Consider the following 19,906-nt stretch of genomic DNA (forward strand, 5'->3'; position numbering starts at 1 on the left):
ATTGTCAATGTTTGATTGATGTGTTAGAATGAAACCCTGATGCTGCCACCAATTGAACGGGTAGCGGCATTACCTTGTCCGGAAGTAGTACCATTAGAAAGCCAGTTGGTACCCACACCTTCTTCAGGATCGAGGTAAGGCAGCGTTTTCTTGATATAAAACAGGTTTCTACCATACACAGTAAAGGTCAGGTTTTGCGCTTTTATAAAGCCGGCCACTTTTTTGGGCAGGTTGTACGATAAAGTAACTTCACGCATTTTGATGAAGTCATTATCAAACACCGCATCGGCATAGCTGATATTGGAACCGGAACCAGGCCATGATCCCCAGCCAAAAGTGCTCAGATAATAGTTGGGCGCATCAACAATAGTGGCATTTTCTTTACCATCGGCTGTTACACCTTTCAGGATCATACCATCATTGTATACTTTTTCACCACCGGGGCCTGCAGAAGTACCTTTGGCAACCTGAATATTCTTTCCGCCGGCAGTGTAATAAGATAAACCACCATGGTCAGCATCACGTCCGGCTAAAGAGTTCTTGTATAATCCTGAACCAGTACCATACAATAATGCCTGTGAAACAACCTGACCGCCAAAACGGAAATCAACCACTACATTCAGATTGAAATTCTTGTAGGTAAAACTGTTGATAAAGCCACCTGTTGCTTTTGGCTGCAGGTTTCCAAGTCTTGCCTGATTATCGAAATCGATCTCATATAAGCCATCGGCGTTAATAACATAATTGCCTTTATCGTCTACTTTTCTTTTATAGCCTAACAACTCACCAGCCGCCTCACCAGGCTTGGATACCACTAACAGGGAGTTGTTATCCAGGCTCATTGAAACCAGTTGTTCCAAACCAGCCTTCAGGGCAACAACCTTGTTGCGATTAAAGGCAATGTTCAACCTTGTATCCCATATGAGGTCTTTGGTTTTAACGGGCGTGCCATACAATCCAAGCTCCACGCCATAATTGCGCATATCACCCACGTTCACCGCTACACTACCTGACCCAATGGTAGCCGGTGTGGTCAAATACATGATCTGGTCAACTATCTTATCATTATAATAAGTAAGATCAAATCCCAGGCGGTTGTTCAGGAATCTGTTTTCCCAACCAAACTCCATTTCTGTCTTTTGCTCGTTCTTCAGTTCTTTATTTCCATATTGAGAGGTTGCAGGATATAGAACCGGAACACCTTGAACATTCGTGGCAGAATATACTACATTACCAAAATAGGCCGGAGGCGGGTTACCTACAATACCCCAGGCAGCACGAAGTTTGCTATAATTAACGAATTCAGGTAACTGGAACGCATTGCTCAATTCAAAAGCGCCACTCACACCAGGATAATAAAAAGTATTAAATCCGGGGGCCAGCGAGGAGGTTACTTCTCTTCTCAATGTTCCTTCTAAAAACAAAAAGTTCTTATACTCCAGGTTAAGGATACCAAATAAACCGTCTTTTACCAGTCTTGAAGAAGAAGCAGATCCGTTTGCATTGTTTTTGGAAGCGGCTAAGCTGAACCAGTTTTCCTGGGCCAAACCACCATTTGTAGAGGCACTGTTTCTACGTACTTCCTCCTTACGGGCCTGGTAACCAACCGAAGCAGTGATATTCAGATCGGGAATAACTTTACCTCCATACGATAATAACGCATCCCCGTAAACGGTAACAAACTGATTGGTGTTTGTTCCATAAACGCCTGTTGCGCCAAATGATATTGGCTGTGTAGTACGTTCCTTGTTCTCAGCAAAATAACCGGTATAATCAGTTCCATAACGACCGCGGAAATTCAACCCTTTGGCAATATTATAATTAACAGTTGCAGAGGTGATGAAGCGATTAGTAGTTTCATCGAAACTATTGGCTAACTGATTCCACAAAAAGTCGAGGAAGTCCTTAGCGCGAATGTTGTATGCCAATCTTTCAGTAGCATCCAAATTCGAGTTCCAGTCAACCCATTTATATCCTTTGGTAGTTTTATATTTATCGAAATACACGTCCATATTATCAACAGGACTGAAGAAACCGCCAAAGTTGTTGGTAACGTAGTAGATCTGGCGTGGCCTGTTGTGCACTTTTTCGTTGGTATAGTTGGCGATCAGGTCTACTGATAACTTTGGAGTAACCTTATACGTGAGGTTGAGGTTGAAGGTGTTCTTCTCCTGTTTACCACCGATCTGAATACCCTTATAATCGTTACGGGTATAAGAGAAACGGTAATTCATTTTGTCAGAAGAATTGTTGATCGCTATATTGGCGATTTCGCTCTGACCGGTTCTGTAAAACTTTTTCCAGGGGTTTCCGTGTGATTGATACGTACGCATCTGGCCATCCCACCAGTACACCTGGCTGCCGTCTACTTTCGGACCAAACTGGCCATACGCTCTGAAAATGGGGCGTTTTACGGATTGACCGTTTACTGTCTGCGTGATCCAGCCCTGGTCATCAGAACCAAAGGCAGACATGTTGGTAGCGCGGTCGTAACCCGGCCCGTACTCAGTTTGAAGATCTGGAAGCAAAGCCGCATTTTCTACATTGGCGCTCAGGTTAACATCAACACCCAGGCCTTTGCGGCCTTTACCATTTTTAGTGGTAATAACAATAACCCCAAAGTTGGCATCAGAACCATACAGGGCAGAAGCAGCAGCACCTTTTAAGATGTTCAGGCTTTCAATATTCTCTGGGTTGATATCCAGCAAACCATTACCATTCAGGCGTTGGTTGCCGCTCCAGTATCCTTCACTGTTAGCGTCGCCATTACGAATGATAACACCATCCACTACTAACAGCGGCTGACCCTGTCCACCAATTGAGTTAATACCCCTGATCTGGATACTTACGGCACTGGTAGCACCACCGGGGTTGGTATTAATGGTAACACCAGGCGCTTTACCATACAATGCTGAAGCAAAGTTGGTAGGAGCTGATTGAATGATGTCTTTAGCTAATACCTGGGTGGTTGCATACCCCAACTTACGTTGTTCTTTTTTAATACCCATCGCAGTAACCACAACGCCTTCGAGGCTGGTAATTTCACTGGCAAGTAAAACAGTAAATGTAGTTTGATCGCCTACAGTAACCTGTTTCGAGTCAAAACCAATGGAAGAAAATACCAGAACCGGTTTAGCAGTTGAAACCGGGATCCTGAACGAACCGTTCATGTCGGTAATAGTATTAGTGGTAGTTCCTTTTTCAGAAACAGATACGCCGGGCAATACGTTGCCGGCACTATCTTTTACCACCCCTGTGATCATCTTTTTTTCCTGCGCTGTACCTGTTAGGCTCCAGATACCCGCAAGTACGATCAGAAGTAATCGAATGGTTGCTTTCGTCATAGCAGTTTGTTTGATTGTCAAAAAAAAAGTTTGGAATCTTTATGTAGCAGATATTGGAATATGGCTTTATTCCGATTTCTCTCAACTTTCAATAGGGTGTAGGTAATGGTTAAAGGATAAGAGGTCAGATATATACGTCAGGTTTATTTTCATAGATGAGGCTTTTTAGATCTTCTTTTTCATAGTTCTCCATCACAAGGGCGGCAGCACCGGTCAATTCTGCTGTATATCCCAGAGCAGATACTTCTATTTCCGTATTCACCGATAATCGCGGAATGCAATGTTCATTCAATGCCTGTTGCATGGGCGCCTGCCATATTTTTCCGGCCGATGATCCACGCCCGCTCAGGATCACTAATTCGGGGTTCAATAAATGGATCAGGATGGCAACGCCTCTTCCAATGTTGTAGCCCGCTTCAGATAAGATCTCCACTGCAAACTTGTCGCCCTTGCCTGCCGCCGCTACTATTATCTGAAATGCTTTTTCGGGATGATCGGCAGAAAGTTCTCTCTCCTTTAACATCGACAGCTTTCCACTCTTCAGTCCTTTGTTAGCTTTTTCGATCACCACCAACAGGGAGGTTTCTGTTTCCAGACAACCGCTCTTACCACAACTGCATAATTTGTTGTTGAGAAAAAGCGGTATATGGCTGAACTCACCGGCAAATCCATCGTGCCCTCTGAACAATTCGCCTTCCAGGATCATTCCTAACCCTACTCCCCAGCCTGCATTGATCACCAGCGCATTCTTCTTATACCGGGCAGCGCCGAATTTTAATTCAGCCAAAGCAATCAGGCGCGAGTCATTATCAATGAACACGGGTAGCTTTACTTTAGCTGAAATGTATTGAGTTATTGTATATCCCTCGGTTTCCAGAAAGGTGTAATTGATCCCTTTTACTGCATTCACAAAACCAGGCATCCCAATACCTACTCCTGCTATCTTGCTTTTCGGAATTCCTGAACGGAAGATTATATCATTAATTTTTTCAGCAAGTGCAGCGGGGGCATTCGGATTCTTTGTCAGCGGAAGTTCAAACAGTTCAATGTCGCTCACGTTCCGGTTCTGCATATCAAGTATGGCTATTTGTGTAACCAACTGATCCATGGCAACCGACACCACATACATTACATCCTGTTTTAATGAATACATCACCGGCCGTCGTCCACCCGTTGAAGCTGCATAACCTGTTTCCGTTACCATCCCCTCTTCCATTAGCTTACCCAATATTTTGGTCGTAAGCGGAATACTTTTATGGATCTTGTCGCTCAAATCGGCGCAGGAAAGCATATTGCCAAAATAAAGATGTTTGATAATCCTCCTTTTATACAATAAGTTCTTTTCCATTGTGCAACAGTAGCAGTAAGTTTTCTCAAATTTAACGGTAAGTTAAAATATCTTTTTAATTTATTTATAAAAGTTTTTAATTTTTTTCGTTACTGCTCATACCTTATTGAATATCAAATTATATTTTTCTGCAAATTGTCTTGCTTTTTTGGGGATTGTTGCCAGGATTTAACGGTAAGAGGGGATTGTTGGAGTGTTTATTACATAATAGGCAGGGGTCGCCTAAAAAGTCTTACTCGTTGGATGGATGGAATAGGTTGCCTTTTTACCAGGCAAAAAAGAGGGAAATATTGCCGATTTCCTGTTTACCTGTTCCTTTTACCATGGGGGTTGCAGTGGTTTGCGTAAAGGAGATGCAAACGCTGCCAAAAGAAGCAACTACGCCATACTCCACTTTTACTGCAATGCGATTTCGTACCCGGGCTTTCATTTCCGGTTCGTCACTGGTAGTACTTGGTTCGGGAATTGGTTCCTTATGGCCATTGAAAATACCGCCATCGATCAATGCATTGGTGAGCATCCATTCAACCGCGGGTCGAATAATTCCATAGATCTGGTGGCGCGGCTTACTCCCCTTCCTGGCCGTAAACTGCGACAGGTAGCCGTTGAAATAGGGTTCCATTTTACCAAAACGGATGAGCGAATACACCGCCGCGCCATTCAGCGCGGTTCCTGCAGATGCCTGCGAACCGCCAATAAACTCTACAACGTTATTAATATGTACCAGCTCTTTTTCCGCAGCTACACTCACGTTTAGCAACGGGTCGGTCTTTAACTGGTAATCCCAACCGCCGGGTTGTATATAGCCCACCAGCCGGTGCGCATACTCCTGGGCTTCCCTGGCAAGTGATGGCGGTCCCATTACGCCCATCATCCATTTTGTTTGCCAGTTGTATTTTTTTATGGGGTTGGAAGAAAATAAGGAGTGTGTTGCAAACAGGGCGCCTGCATATGGATAATCATTTCTGTCTGGAATCTTTTTAAGAATATTTTTAGGCGAGATTATTACCTGCATCAAGCCCCAGCCGTAAGTATTTATGCTGCTGTCGCCGGCCTTTGGTATAAGGCGGTTGAGAAAAAAATGAGATGGCTTGTCCTTTATAAAGAAGTAATCGAACCGGGTGCCATTGGTATAGCCACGATCGGTTCTTCTTCCCGGGCTATTAATATTATCATTGTCTTCATAACCCCGCAGCATATGGCGGTACGTTTTACGCTGCTGCGCCCGTACTGCTCCTGATATACAAATTCCCAGCAATAACCCGAAAATGAATTGCCTGCATTTCATAATTACAGATTAGCCTGTCATTCAAAAAGAGATCGCCGGTAAATCAATCACCCGATCTTTTTTGGGTTGCAAGAGGTAAACGCGTAATTGGCCGCCTGCAATACAGTTTCCGTGCAATTTTTTGCGATTATGAAACATCCGGTTGGCTGTACTCCATATTAATACCAACGCGCAATGCCTTTAAACCGGCCACACCCTGCAATTCTTCCAGGTCAAGGAATTCCAGGTCATCCAATAAGATCTGCTGCTCCTGCAGGTATTGAATATGCGAGATGTATTCATCTGCATCGCGGCGGTTAAAATACACCAGGGCTATCTTGCCCGGCTGGGTTAATCTTTCATTAGTATCAGCTACATGTACTTTATCGATCCGTTTTTTTATCACCTGGTACCGGATGTTGTACCCGCCTTCGGCATCAAAGCGACGTTCATCGTTGCGGAAACTAATATCTATCGTACTGCTGTGAATGAATATAAGTTGAGTGGTTTGCAATGGCTTCAACAAATTGGGCAGCATTTCATGGGTGATCTTTGCTATCGCTGCCATAGAAGAGATCTGCCAAAGCCGCAAATTCTTTAAGTATAAAATATCGAATGGCTTTTGAGGCGCAATAGACTGCCCGATGTAAATATCATACTCAACGCCATCGGTCCTGAAGCGTTCAAAATAGCAGGGGTACGATTGCTGCAACTCATCTTTCATCAGGTCGAGGTAATTGTTCACCGCCGCATTCACCATTTGCATCGACTCTTCCAGTTGCCGCCTGTTCGTCCATGCAATGCCTTTTGTTTCTTCTATGGCGGCAAAATATTTTTCAACGATGCCGGCTGATCCCGGATGAGTTAACTTGAAATGCTTTAAGAAAGAAACCGCTTCTTTTTCCAAAAAGTCGGTCAGCTTCACTTCGCCGTGCGGCGTCAATGACTCATCGAGGGTATTCTTCCATTTGCGGCATTTATAGATCATTTCATCGGTCAAGGCAAGGCTATAATGCTTTTTGACCGATTGTAAAGTTTCGAGCAGAATGGAGAACTGGTGTTGCAGATCGCTGAGCTGGGCCTTATTGCGTTCAATCGTTGAGTTGCGGATGTCAATTGCGCCGTACAGCGGATACACACTGTGGAACCCGATCGTTTCAATTTTGCCCTTTCCATAATTTTCAATGTCCTGCAGGTAATGCCACGCCGCTTCATTGAATTTCCATTGCACGGCCGGTTGTAATGAAGTGAATTTTTCTTTTATAACTCCATCGATGGCGGCATTAAAATCATCTATGGTGATCTGCACCAGTTGCGCCAGTACGGGGTAGGCAGGCTCCAGCATGGCCAGCACTTTCTCATCTAAAATACCAGCCTCGCGGGAATATATTTCCAAAATGCCGGCCAGTTTATTATTTGAGTGAAGCGGCAACACCATGAACGATTGAATGCCTGCTCTGGTACAGCCCGTCAAAAAAGGATATAATTTGGCTTCTTTGGGAGAGATCGTTTTGTAAATCAGCGGCCGCGGATTGCGGATGTATTCTTCAGCAAATGCCTGGTAAGCGTTTCTTGCCGTGCCATCTTCACAATTCTCGCACATCATCACACTTTTCAGATCGTGTATTTGGGGCAATACCAGCTTATCATTAATACGAAATATGGGCGTTACATTAAAATCAATGGCATTACTTTGCACCAATGTTTTCAGCGACTTGGTCACATCTTTATAGCATTCATCTTCACTATTCCGGTTGTGCGTTACAATGGTATTCTTGATTGTTTCTACCGCAATTTTCGCTGTCTCATCGGTTATGGTAACTACCGACATGCCCCTGAACCTGAACATGCTTATCGGCAACATCTTTTCCAGCTTGTCAAAACTATGTTCTTCGTCAAACTTATCGGGGCCGGCAAGCAGGTTTATATCGGGCAATGGTTTGGTAGCCGTTACTTCAATAAATCGCGTATCGATATTTATTTTAAGATGTCGACGCAGTTCCGTTGCTTCATCAACAAACGTATGAATGATCTCATTTTTATGAAAAGGAGAGAAATTATACATCCTTTCCAGGATGAAAGTATAGGCAATGCGCTGGTTACGCTGACGCATCATTTTTTCATCACTATTCTGCACCTCCCTTCTGATCTTACGGTCTCTGTCATCGATCATTAAATTATTAAACGCAGTAGTGCCATATACAAAGAGCGGCCGCATGGGCAAACCTATCGCCCAGGGCAATTTGGTCTCATCTTCTGTAACATTCGACATGCTTACAAATATCAGCTCCAGTATATCGCGGTATTTCTCCAGGTTTTCGATAGGAATATCGTCACCTTCTAATTCCGGAAACTCTGCCAGTTTCTCCAGGATAAATGCGGTGAGTTTATCTTTTAATGAGGAGTCGTTTTTAAGGCTCTTTTTTAAGAAGTTAATAAACGGGCGTAATGATAAAGCCGTATCTAACTGAGGCAGCACAAATTTCTCATTAATATTGATCATCATTGTTTGCATACACAGAGCCTTTTATATCATGAAACGTGAAAAGTGAAACGGGTGTTTACGTTTCACGAATAAGATGCCACAACTGAAAATCAGCAGGAATGTCACTTTCTGCTTTGTTAATCCCGGCAAAAATATCATAGAAATTAGCCTCGGTTAAAACCTGAATCCCATTATAACATATGGAAACCAGCCTTCATTAGAGTAACCGGCCTTTACCTGGATAACTGCCATTTGAGCAGGTGCAAAATATAATCCACCCCCAACACCCTGGTGCCAGGTACTGGAAGATTCGTTCTTTTCCCAAACCCGGCCTACATCATAGAAGCCGGTTATTCCAACCTGACCAGGGAGAATATAATTCACAAAGTTACCCAGCTTTATACGAAATTCAAGATTGTTGTACAGCATATGCTCCCCGGCAAAACGGTACTGGCGAAATCCCAATAAGTTTTCATGACCGCCTAAAAATGCCGATTGATAAAAAGCTGATTTACCGACTGTAACAGCGCCGCCTAGCCGTTCCGCAATTACCACCATCGATTTTTTGCTCAGATTTTTATACAAAGCTATTTCGGAGGTCACCTGCATATATGATTTTGAATCGTTATTCAACCCGCCATATGCCTGCGCCTGCACATTAACAAAATGCCCTGCCGTGGGCAATATGATGTTATTACGTTTGTCGCGCAACCAGCCAATTATTACACCCGCATGTATCTTATCCCTATGCACAGTATTACTATCGTAAGAATGGATCAATGATTCATTGTTGATGAACCGCCCTTTGTTTTCAACACTGTCAGAATGGTAATATTGAATAGCCGGACCGGCACTGAGCGTAGTGCCCTGGCCAACATGCCAGCGAAGGGAAGGATTGGCATGGTACAAATTGTACCGGGTGCGATAATATCTCCTGAAATCACCCACCTTTATGTATTCAGTTTCATTTCCCCGGCCAAAAAAGTTACGGGTATTATTAGGCGCAAAGATGTCGGCCTGTACGGTAATATCGGCTTTGCCCACAGTTTGCAACCATTCGCCTTTATACCGGATACGGAATGCGCTGGTTGAAAAAGAATGCGCCAAACTTATTTGTTGCACACTGGCATAAGGCACTTTTCTAAAACCCTGTTTAATTATCTTAACGCCGCCGCCCAATAGAAAACCATCATCCAGGTTAAACCCGGCAGTGATCAGCGGGCGGGCAATACCGTATGCATTGGTAGGCACAAACGCAGTATTGGCCGAATCGTTCGACAAATGTTTTTTCAACCGGTTTGTTTCGCCGGTAAACATGGCGCCGGTTTCTTTTTCATACACACACACTTTTCTGCCGGCTTGTTGCACATTGTATACTTTGGCGCCATCGCCGCCAACAATGCGCAGTTTTATTTTTTTATTGGTATTGTTGAGCACCACACTATCATTGCCCTTACCAATAAAGAATCGTATTTCTTTGGTTTCTGAAGCAACAAACGTGCGGGCAAATAGTTGTTCTTCGCGGTTACCTTTTTTTGATAGTTTATGAATAACAACCAACAGGCCGCCATTGTTGCCATCGGTTATTTCAACCACTTCATTTTTGTCTGAAACCTGTATATCTACAATATGGTTCAGGAAGTAATAGTAATTCTCCATGGCCTTTGCGATGTTGCCCCGGCGCAATTTCATTTTCTGTAACAACTCATCATGGCGCATCATATATACTTCACGCGGTAAGCGGGCCAGTGCAGTTTCCAGTACATCATCGGTGAGCAACGCCACAAAATCATTGGTCAATTGCATCCAGCGATCATGATCGAGTTGAACTAAAAACCGCGCATTGAGTTTGCGGCCATTAAAGAAAAAGTAATTACCCCGTTTTATATCACTATCAAAACCTGTTAAAAAGGCTGCGATCCATTTGCGGGATGCAATGGTAGGAAAAAATCCTTCATTCCTGTACAAGGCCTGGTCACGGTCGCGGGGAACAGCTACATACTTTCTTCCGTTGCCTTTCTTTTCATCTACCCAGCGCCATTGGTCTTCATGCCGGTCCCAATCGCCTATGAACAGATCCAGTAAACGGGCCCTGAAAAAACCAACGGTATCAAGCGTATTGTCATTGTCTTCATTCAATCGCTCCAGCATTTTGAAGGTGTTGTCTGATTCACCATAGGGCTCCCGCTCTTCCAGCAAACACATGGTATTGGCAAATTCTTTTTCATATTCGCCCAGGTTTTTATCAGGCGCTACATACCCAATGACCGGGGTGGCATGCGGCACCTTTATAACATCTGAAAATACCGGTACTATCAACGGTGCATAAGGATGTTGGGAACTCATGGCATCGCGCACCCAATCGGCGGCAAATGTTTCGCGGAATGCTTCGGGCAATAATATTTCGGGATATTTTTCAATACCACGCAAAACCCATTCTTTGCCCTGGGCATCTTTCATGCGCAAAGAACGGGTTTGGTGCCCACCCCCACGTTGCAAGGGAATCAATCCTCTTTCCGACAGTTTGATCACCGGCAGTTTTACCGGCGCCCCCCACTCTTTTCGAAAATTCTCTCCAAACAACCTGCGGTGCATTTTACTTACACTATCATAAGCGGGATGCGCCTTTACAACAGCGCTATCTGTTTGCGCGGTTGCAACCTGTGCAGTTAATGCAATAAGAAAGACAATGTGTAAATATTTATTTGGCATAGGCTTCCAAGGTTTATTTTCCCGACCAGGTAGTTTTTAAAATATTTCCGGAATGCAGATCTCCGCCTTCGTTGGATATATACAGATTGCTGTTTTTATCAAAAGCTATTCCTTCCGGTTGAATGTACAGGGCAGGATTTAATTTATAAGCGGCTGTCACTTTCCAGTTGCTGTCGGCAATTACCAACAATTTGTTAATCGACGATACGAGGTACCATTCTTTGGTACGGGGATTTTGGGCAAGGGCAGAAGGACGAAAGTTTATTTTTTTATCGCCGGTCAGCGATTCAATTTCCTTTACATCAACGGAAAAAGTATTATTCTGGGTGATCTTTCCGTCGTCTGACAACTGCAAGATATACCCTTTTGCCATTTTACTGCTCTTTTCATCTTCACATTGTTTACATATGACATAGATCAGCTTGCTTGCTTCATCGGCATACATCCCTTCGTATTCTCCTTTGGGCAGCAGGTCTTTCCATTCTGCCACATTGCCGGTTTCTTCCTGCTGATGAATATCAGCAAACGGGAAGGTGAACAGGATGCCATTGCTACGCAGCATGATCACATAGTTATTACAGATCTGCACATCTTCATAATCGCCATGCTTACCGAATTTGAAATTGGAAGATCGTTTATCGCCGGGTTTTAAATAATACAGCTTGCCACTTTCATCCTCCTGGGCATAAACGGTATCGCTATTGCCATGGTTAAAAGCAATGCCGGAGATCTCCTCCAGGCTCGGCGGCATAACGATCTTCTGTGGTTCGTTTATATTATATCCCGGCGGACCTTCAAATTTCCGTTTCTGCGAGCAGGCAGTTGGTAACATAGCCATGCCCAATACAATCCATAAAGCCGCTCTTAATTTAATAATATCCATAAACGTTATTTAAACACGCCCTCTTCGCCTTGCGCCACCGCTAAAGCTATGGCGTCACGCGGTTGCGAAGCTCCGGTGAAGCAAGGTCGGCTAATAAGTGATAAATCGATTCCTGCGAGCACAACACCGTTCCATTTTTTTGTTTCGGTATATTGTTGAGCTGCTGATCTATTTCAACAGCCTGCCCGTTATCCTGCAATTGCAGATGCAATATTTCCAGTACCTGTTTTTTGATGGCTTCATCATATACGGGAAAACAAACTTCAATTCGCCGGTATATATTCCGGTTCATCCAGTCGGCCGAGCCCATGTACAATTCCTGCTGACCATTGTTATGAAAAACAAAGATCCTTCCATGCTCCAGGTACCGGTCAACAATACGGGTAATGGAAATATTTTCGCTCAGGCCTTCCACCCCCGGTTTCAAACAACAAATACTTCGTACGATCATGCGGATCTTCACCCCTGCCCCCGACGCTTCATATAATTTGTTGATCAAAACCTTTTCTTCGAGGTTGTTCATTTTAATAATAATACCCGCTTCCAATCCCCGGCGTGCATTGCTTATTTCCCGGTCAATCATTTGCAGGAACCGTTCGTGCAGGTTGAATTGCGCTACCAGAATTTGGTTGAAAGCAATAAGGCCGGGATTGCCTGCCTTTTTACGATGCCCAAGAAATATGAACAGCAATTCCATTTCACGCAGTATATCCGGATGGGCAGTGAAAAGGATATGATCGGTATAAAAGCGGGCCGTGCTTTCATTCATATTGCCGGTAGCCAGCAACCCTACATACGAGATGCGTTTATTTTTTTTCCGTTTTACCAGGGCAATTTTGGCATGTACTTTCAGCGAAAGGTCGCTGTAAATTATTTTTACGCCTGCTTCTTTCATCTTTTTCGCCCACCGGATATTATTGGCTTCATCGAACCGGGCTTTCAATTCAACCAGCACCGAAACCTTTTTTCCGTTCTTTGCCGCACTTACAAGGGCGTTACCAATTCTTGAATCACTTGCAATCCGATACAGCGTAACATATATTTCTGTTACATCAGGATTTACCGCCGCTTCATTAAAAAAACGAAGTACCATGTCATACGAATGGTACGGCGGATGCAGCATGATGTCTTTCTTTTCTACTTCTTCAAACAATGACAAAGAGCCATCGCCGGCTTTCACCTTAATGGCGGGCCATTTTTGATAACTCATTGCAGCATCTTTCACAGGGAAGGAACCCAGGTCTTTCAGGTTGTGATAACACCCACCTTGTATTACAATGGCATTTTGCAGTTTCAAGGCCATTATCAATAATTGCAGATGCGCTTCTTCAATGCCGGGTTCGTGCAGCAAACGCGTTGCCAAACCAAAATCGCGTTTGGTGAGTTGTTCTTCAATTTTCCGCGCCAGGTCGCCCTCATAATCGTCTTCTACTTCCAGTTCGGCATCACGGGTTATTTTAAAACTATAACATCCTTTGATGACGGTATGTTTGAAAATTGCCGGCAAATTGTGTTTTATAATATCATCCAGGAAAACCACGAACTGTTCATTACCCCGTTGAACGGTATAAAACCGCGGCAGGTTATCGGATGGAATATTGATAATGACCAGTTCTTCAAAACCGTGTTCCCGTTCAATGACGGTAAGCAGGTATAGGGTATTATTCTCAGGAAAGAATTTAGTGCCGGAGATCGACAGGTATACCGGTTGCAGGAACGCCATCACCTGGGTGTAAAAATATTCCGACACCTCTTCTTTTATCGCCGCCGGTATATGTTCATTATATAATAAATGAATATTCTTTTCTTTCAGTAACGGCAAAAGCTCTTTGGTGAAGATGGCGCCGAACCGCTCCTGCTGCTGATTGATAATTTCGGTGATCTGCGGTACTACATCTGTTTTTGTAAATTCCTTTTTTTGGTCAGCCTCTTTTGACTGACGTATTTTTTGCAAGGCCATTACGGCCGGCATACGAACGCGGTAAAACTCATCGAGGTTGGAAGAATAGATAGATAAAAACCTGATGCGCTCCAGCAAAGGTACACTGTTATTGCCCGCTTCTTCCAAAACCCGTCCATTAAACGAAAGCCAGCTTAGGTCTCTATCAAAAAATTCTGATTGCATGCTGCTACTAATTTCAAATAGTTACTATGGCTGCAATAGAGAATGCGATCACGGATACGATCAATCCATACATGAACACATTGTATGAAATGCGCAGACGTTGGTATTTTGATCCAAGCACCACGCCTTGTGAATACACGTCTTTGATAAGGCTGCGGTAGAGAAAGTCGCGATCGTCCATCATCTGCAACATACCCGACGTATAATCATCCATGCTCATTTTAAAGAAATTCCCAAAGAATAACAGGTTCACCTTTTTTTCGTTAATGTCGGTTTGGGTAAAAGTGCCCCGGGGAATATTAGGCCGGGTAGCCAGTATAGAAAACACAATGGTTACCAGGCTAATACTCAACAAACACATGGCCGGTATGGTGTACTGTGGAAATTGCTCCAGGTTCTTTAACAGCACACTTAACAATACAGAGATGATGATGGAGTTCACCGAGATCATAATATGCGCCTTGCTATCGGCCATGTCGCTCAACCGCTGGTGATTAGCGGAAGTTATCCGGAACATGGTTTCAATCCCCCTTTCGGGCCGGTTGTTCTTCCGTTTGCCCTTTTCATCCACCTCTTCCGGGATCAGCGGCTTTATTTTAGGCTTGGCCGGTTGCTGCGGCTCTAAGGCAGGCATAACCGGTAGCGGATTTTTTAATTCAGGGTATTTATCAGCCTGTTTTTCCTTTAGCTTCTCCAGGTGTTTCGCTTTTGTATCGCTTAGCAACAACCGACAATAATCGGTATGGTACTGATGCGATTCGAGCAGGCGGATGGTTTTATTACGCCATTCATCCTTGCTGAGGTCTATATTATGTAATGCAATAAATTCCTTACGCAATGATTTACTGAACTCACCGAACCGGGAAGTGCCCAAATGGAACAGATCGGCATCGGCTACTATTTTTTCCAGCATTGTTTCCGGATTTTGCGGTAACCGGGTAGCGCGAATACATTGGGCTACAGTTTGAATGGCAGGTTCATCAACGCCTTTTCTGCTCAAAAAAACCGAGGCTTCTTCCGCGCCTTTTTCTTCATGCCGGGCCGGATCGGTATAATAACCTATATCATGAAACCAGGCTGCGGTTACGACAATAAAATAATCCTGGTCGCTCAACCGGTAATGATTGGCAATTTCAATAGCCGCATTCACTACATGTTCGGTGTGTACCAGGTTATGATAAATTAATTTATCATTTGCATGGGTATGAAAGTATGAGGTTACGTATTGCTTTATTTCATCCAATAACGTATAATAATTCATATAAGGAATTCTTTTACTGTCTACAAGTATATAACAAATATAATCAGGTAAAATTATTTGTACGCCTATTGAAAATTATGTCTGTATAACCCAAAGTTATGTTCATTTATCAAAGTGTGGCTACAAAATAATCGGCTGGCAGGCCTAAACCGAAGAAAGGCGTACCGCAGTATTGAACCACAGCACGCCTGGTATCTATTTTATGTATATGTCGTCCGTGAAGGAGTGGCAAAAATTGGCCGGAAGCCTGCCTGCCGGCAGGCAGGCATACAACTATCATCCGTTTTTTACATCCATTCTGAGACTGTACTTCATCTTTCCGCGACTTCCGGCCTTCATCAACAGCCTATTTAAAGCTACAAGCTGCAAGCTGTAAGCTTAAGGAAAACCGCCTTACAACGAGCGGATTTGCTTACGGCTTATCGCTTTGGGCTTACGGCTAATTCTTTTACAAACAAGGGCTTCAGTGTGAACCAGGCCAATGCTGGAAAAAAGTGCATGGGCACGGTGAGGCCGGGAAATAATTCCGGTGTTTCAATTTCGAGTGGTAATTTGACGGCAAAAGGCCCCAGAATACTCGCAAACGTTAGAATAACGAACACGAAATTGAAAATGATCTCTCCGGGTTTGGGCAACCATTTTGTTAACAGACCAAAGCCGATAGATGCCAGCAAGCCGGCCAACGTAGTAGTGATCACGATGTTTACCGGCTTTGCAATGGTTGCAAAATCGGCTCCCAGCGAATTGGTATAGATCCGTTGATATATAAGTGCCGCCACCCCGGCTAACACACCCGATACCAAACCCAGTAGTAATAATTTTTTAAACATACTTATTGGTTTATTAGCCTTTTGTAACCGGAACAGCTATGTCAATTTTTATCTGCTCTGCTACTTCGCCACCAGGTTTGCCGATCTTGAAATCGGAACGGTTTACCGTAAAGCTGCCATTGAATGTAGCGCCGGCGCCCGCTTTTTTAAAGGTGAAGGGTATAGTATACTCTTTGGTTACACCTTTCATTTGCAGATCGCCAGTTACCTGGTAGGCGTTTCCGGCCTTTACGATCTTTTTGGATGTGTACTTTATTACCGGGAATTTGGCAGCATCGAACCAATCTGCGCCTTTGGCGTGTTTGTTCTGCAACCCGTTACCGGTGTTGATAGAGGCCACATCAATGGTTACATCAAATTTGGCGGCAGCCAGATTTTGTTCATCAAAAGCAATGGTGCCTTTAAAGGTTTTAAAAATTCCGGATGCTTCATTGCTCGAAAACTTGATACTGTATTTATCGGTTATCGCCCAGTTTTGAGCTACGGTGAAAGCAAACACTGCTGTAATGCCCAGCAGTGTTGCCATAGAAAAGATCAGCTTCTTCATAATCAAATCTTATTAGTCTTTTGCAAATTCAGTGCTTGCCTGTAAAGTAACGCCATCGCCCAACATAGCAGCGGGCATACCGGTAGCGATACCAAAATCAGAGCGTTTTACAATACCTGAGATGTTGAAACCAGCCATTGTTTTTTTGCTCATTGGGTTTTCAACAGTTCCGTTGAATACTACATCCAATACTACTGGTTTGGTAACACCGTGTAATGTAAGATTACCGGTTAATTTGTATTTTTTGTCCCCTACTTTTTTAAAAGAAGTGCTTTTGAATGTGAGTGTAGGAAATTTTTCTGCATCAAAGAAGTCAGGACTTTTCAGGTGACCATCTCTTTGTTCGTTGTCGGTATCGATGCTCTTTACATCGGCTGTTAATTCAATAACCGCATCTGAAAAATCAGGTTTTGATGCAGTGATCTTTGCGTCAGTGATCTTGAATGAACCGCTTGTTTCAGAGATGTTCATGTGGGTTACATTAAACCCTAATCTTGAGTGCGCTTTGTCAACGGACCAGGTTTGTGCGAATGTTGCTGCTGCTGATGACATCAATAATGCTGCGATGATAGTTGCTTTTTTCATGTTTTCTTTTTGATTGAGTATATAATTAACGGGAAAAACTGTACTGTTAACTTTTCCAAACAGATTTTGTTCGAAAAAATTCATAAATAAAAATAATATGTGCAATCGTTTACGGTAAACCGTTTAGGGGGGAGCAAATATATATCTTTATACGATCTTATTTGCAATCTCCGTCGGTAGAACAAACTTCTCCCTGAATGGTTGTGAATTTATTGTTCTCTTTCTTCCATTCAGAAAAGGAGGTATTCAACGCCTGCAAAAAAACTTCAGATGACTGGGCGCCGGACACCGCGTATTTCCGATCGATCACAAAAAACGGCACACCACGTACACCTATAGCTTCTGCCTCTGCTATGTCCTGCTTCACTTCCTGCGCATAGGCATTGCTTTCCAGCACCTGTTTTACTGTTGCGCCATCCAGACCAATATCTATGCCTAATTGAATGAGGGTATCACGGTCAGCTATGTTCTTACCTTCGGTAAAATAGGCTTTAAACAAACTTTCTTCGGCGGCATCGCCTTTACCCTGTTTGTTTGCCAGGTGCGAGAAACGGTGCGCATCAAATGAATTAGCCACAACTGCTTTATCAAAATTGTATTGCAACCCTTCTGCTGCGGCCATGCCGGTTACCTGAGCATTCAGTTCTTTGGCTTTCTCAACAGAAAAGCCTTTACGTTCTGCAAGGTATTGGTGTATACTTTTACCTGGTTCATATTGCATAGCAGGATCGAGCTGAAAGCTTTTCCATTCTACTTCAATTTCATCCCTGAACGACAATTGCTGCAAGGCATTTTCAAACCGCCGTTTGCCAATATAGCAAAACGGGCACATCACATCTGACCAGATTTCTACTTTCATAATAATTTTTTCTTTAATTCTTAAGCGCCCAACAATTTCGGCAGGTATTCTTTCAGGTCAACCGGTTTTCTATTTAATAAATTCTCCAGCGAACGATCATCCGTATCAAGCTCACCGGCGCTGATAGCTTCTGCAATACTGGCATACATAGGGATGTACGCTTCGGGCACCCCTGCCTGTTTCATTCCTTCTTTCAATGCATCCAAAGGCACGGGAATGTAGCTAACCGTTTTTCCTATGGTCTTGCTTATTACACCGGCGATTTCGGGAAATGTATACGACTGATTGCCTGCGATCTCATATATTTTGTTGATATGCGCTGCGGGAGATGTGGCTACATTGGCGATTGCTTCAGCCATATCGGTCCTGGCCGCAAAATTCACTTTTGCATTGCCCGCTGCATAAAACCATTGGCCCGATTCCAGGGCGCCACCAAATAACATCGGCAGCACTTCAGCATAAAACGTATTCCGGAAAAAGGTAAACGAAATGCCAGACTGCTTCAACAAAGTTTCGGTGTGGTAATGATCGATAGCCGGTAAGAATTTCAGCGAATCAGAAGCCTTTAACACGCTGGTGTAAAGGATATGCTGTACGCCACTTGCTTTGGCCGCGTTCACCACATTCTGGTGCTGGCCTACCCGGTCTTCTAATGAACCGGAAGAAATAAATACCAGGGTGCTAATGCCCTGGAAAGCTGTTTTCAGGGAAGCGGCATCATGATAATCGCCCTTTCGGAGTGCGATGCTTTTAGCGGCCAGGTTGGCTGCTTTTTGCTCATCCCGTACCAGGGCTGTTACCTGGTTAGCGGGTACTTTCTTCAAAAGGTAATCGATGGTGGCTGTTCCCAGGTGTCCGGTAGCTGCTGTAACCAATATCATATATTCACTTTTTTGCGCTCAGCTAATTCCCCTTCAACTGATTCATTATTTGTTCTTTATGAAGTTTTCCGGGCGAATTTTGCGATGAACTTGTGTTAGTTATTTTTTTGCTTTAACTTGCATCCTATTAGTTTCCTACTCTCTTTTGGAGAGTCAAAGCTAAGAAGTAAGTTAATACCAACAAAGAAGTTACTTTACTGTTAGCCAGTTACCTGAAGGTAAGTAATGTTGGTTATCAATGTTTAGACATGAAAAATAATAACGAAAATAATTCCGGGCACCCCAACTGTTCCATCCGCCACATACTCGATCGCTTCGGCGACAAGTGGAGTATATTAATCATTTCTATCCTGGGACATGTGGGTAAGCAACGGTTTAATGAATTGAACCAGCAGATCGGTGATATTTCACAGAAAATGCTCACGGTTACATTGCGTTCACTGGAAGCCGATGGATTGGTGTCACGTAAGTTGTATCCTGAAATTCCGCCTCGTGTAGAGTATGAGTTAACCGATTTGGGCAGAAGTTTGTTGCCGCATATTGAGCAGCTTGCTCAATGGGCTGCTCAAAATATGGATTGTATTTTGAAGAACAGGGCGAAGTATGCGCAGAAAAAAGTGAGTTAGAGTTTGTGGTTTATGGTTTGTGGTTGTGGCCGCGCATTGATACACCCTGCCAGTTTGTTACAGGTTGCACGTTTCAAGGCCTTTATTCGCGATTGCCGCTCACGTTTACAGTTTCAGTTGCCGGTTCTGTGTTCGTGCTGAAGGCAAACCAAT

At 43.7% G+C, this 19,906-nt stretch carries 14 protein-coding genes; 1 reads left to right on the top strand and 13 read right to left on the bottom strand.

From position 1 onward, the window contains the following. Positions 1 to 23: 23 nt before the first annotated feature. The 13 genes from FAM09_RS03115 to FAM09_RS03175 all read right to left on the bottom strand — a co-directional run bounded on the left by FAM09_RS03115 (position 24) and on the right by FAM09_RS03175 (position 19,127). Positions 24 to 3,344: a SusC/RagA family TonB-linked outer membrane protein gene (locus tag FAM09_RS03115; protein ID WP_136575608.1), complete on the bottom strand. Its 3,321-nt coding sequence runs from the start codon at positions 3,342 to 3,344 to the stop codon at positions 24 to 26. Positions 3,345 to 3,468: 124 nt separating this feature from the next. Further along, entirely contained in the window at positions 3,469 to 4,692 is a 1,224-nt protein-coding gene (locus tag FAM09_RS03120) for an ROK family protein (protein WP_136575609.1), read from the bottom strand. A gap of 265 nt (positions 4,693 to 4,957) precedes the next feature. Next, positions 4,958 to 5,980, bottom strand: coding sequence for a lipid A deacylase LpxR family protein (locus FAM09_RS03125; protein ID WP_136575610.1), 1,023 nt, complete (start codon positions 5,978 to 5,980; stop codon positions 4,958 to 4,960). 127 nt (positions 5,981 to 6,107) lie between these two features. Beyond that, complete coding sequence (locus FAM09_RS03130) at positions 6,108 to 8,474, bottom strand: GAF domain-containing protein (protein WP_136575611.1); 2,367 nt, start codon at positions 8,472 to 8,474, stop codon at positions 6,108 to 6,110. Positions 8,475 to 8,618: 144 nt separating this feature from the next. Continuing rightward, positions 8,619 to 11,156: a BamA/TamA family outer membrane protein gene (locus FAM09_RS03135; protein WP_136575612.1), complete on the bottom strand. Its 2,538-nt coding sequence runs from the start codon at positions 11,154 to 11,156 to the stop codon at positions 8,619 to 8,621. A 13-nt stretch (positions 11,157 to 11,169) separates the two neighbouring features. Next, positions 11,170 to 12,039 carry an SdiA-regulated family protein gene (locus FAM09_RS03140; protein ID WP_136575613.1) on the bottom strand — a complete coding sequence of 290 codons (870 nt, stop codon included), beginning with the start codon at positions 12,037 to 12,039 and terminating at the stop codon, positions 11,170 to 11,172. Positions 12,040 to 12,085: 46 nt separating this feature from the next. Next, entirely contained in the window at positions 12,086 to 14,164 is a 2,079-nt protein-coding gene (ppk1, locus tag FAM09_RS03145; RefSeq protein ID WP_136575614.1) for a polyphosphate kinase 1, read from the bottom strand. A 13-nt stretch (positions 14,165 to 14,177) separates the two neighbouring features. Then, on the bottom strand, positions 14,178 to 15,425 hold the full coding sequence (locus FAM09_RS03150) for a Pycsar system effector family protein (RefSeq protein ID WP_136575615.1): 1,248 nt from the start codon (positions 15,423 to 15,425) through the stop codon (positions 14,178 to 14,180). 419 nt (positions 15,426 to 15,844) lie between these two features. Further along, positions 15,845 to 16,255, bottom strand: a complete 411-nt coding sequence (locus tag FAM09_RS03155) for a DUF6069 family protein (protein ID WP_136575616.1) — start codon at positions 16,253 to 16,255, stop codon at positions 15,845 to 15,847. Between the two features lie 13 nt (positions 16,256 to 16,268). After that, the gene (locus tag FAM09_RS03160; protein ID WP_136575617.1) at positions 16,269 to 16,802 is read right to left on the bottom strand and encodes a YceI family protein; all 534 of its coding nucleotides are present in this window, start codon (positions 16,800 to 16,802) and stop codon (positions 16,269 to 16,271) included. Between the two features lie 12 nt (positions 16,803 to 16,814). After that, the gene (locus tag FAM09_RS03165) at positions 16,815 to 17,387 is read right to left on the bottom strand and encodes a YceI family protein (protein WP_136575618.1); all 573 of its coding nucleotides are present in this window, start codon (positions 17,385 to 17,387) and stop codon (positions 16,815 to 16,817) included. A gap of 157 nt (positions 17,388 to 17,544) precedes the next feature. Continuing rightward, positions 17,545 to 18,246, bottom strand: coding sequence for a DsbA family oxidoreductase (locus FAM09_RS03170; RefSeq protein WP_136575619.1), 702 nt, complete (start codon positions 18,244 to 18,246; stop codon positions 17,545 to 17,547). Positions 18,247 to 18,266: 20 nt separating this feature from the next. Further along, the gene (locus FAM09_RS03175; protein ID WP_136575620.1) at positions 18,267 to 19,127 is read right to left on the bottom strand and encodes an SDR family oxidoreductase; all 861 of its coding nucleotides are present in this window, start codon (positions 19,125 to 19,127) and stop codon (positions 18,267 to 18,269) included. Between the two features lie 248 nt (positions 19,128 to 19,375). Between FAM09_RS03175 and FAM09_RS03180 the strand changes: the two genes are divergently transcribed. Further along, entirely contained in the window at positions 19,376 to 19,753 is a 378-nt protein-coding gene (locus FAM09_RS03180; RefSeq protein WP_136575621.1) for a winged helix-turn-helix transcriptional regulator, read from the top strand. Positions 19,754 to 19,906: the final 153 nt, after the last annotated feature.

Source organism: Niastella caeni (assembly GCF_004834005.1).
Classification (GTDB): Bacteria; Bacteroidota; Bacteroidia; order Chitinophagales; family Chitinophagaceae; genus Niastella; species Niastella caeni.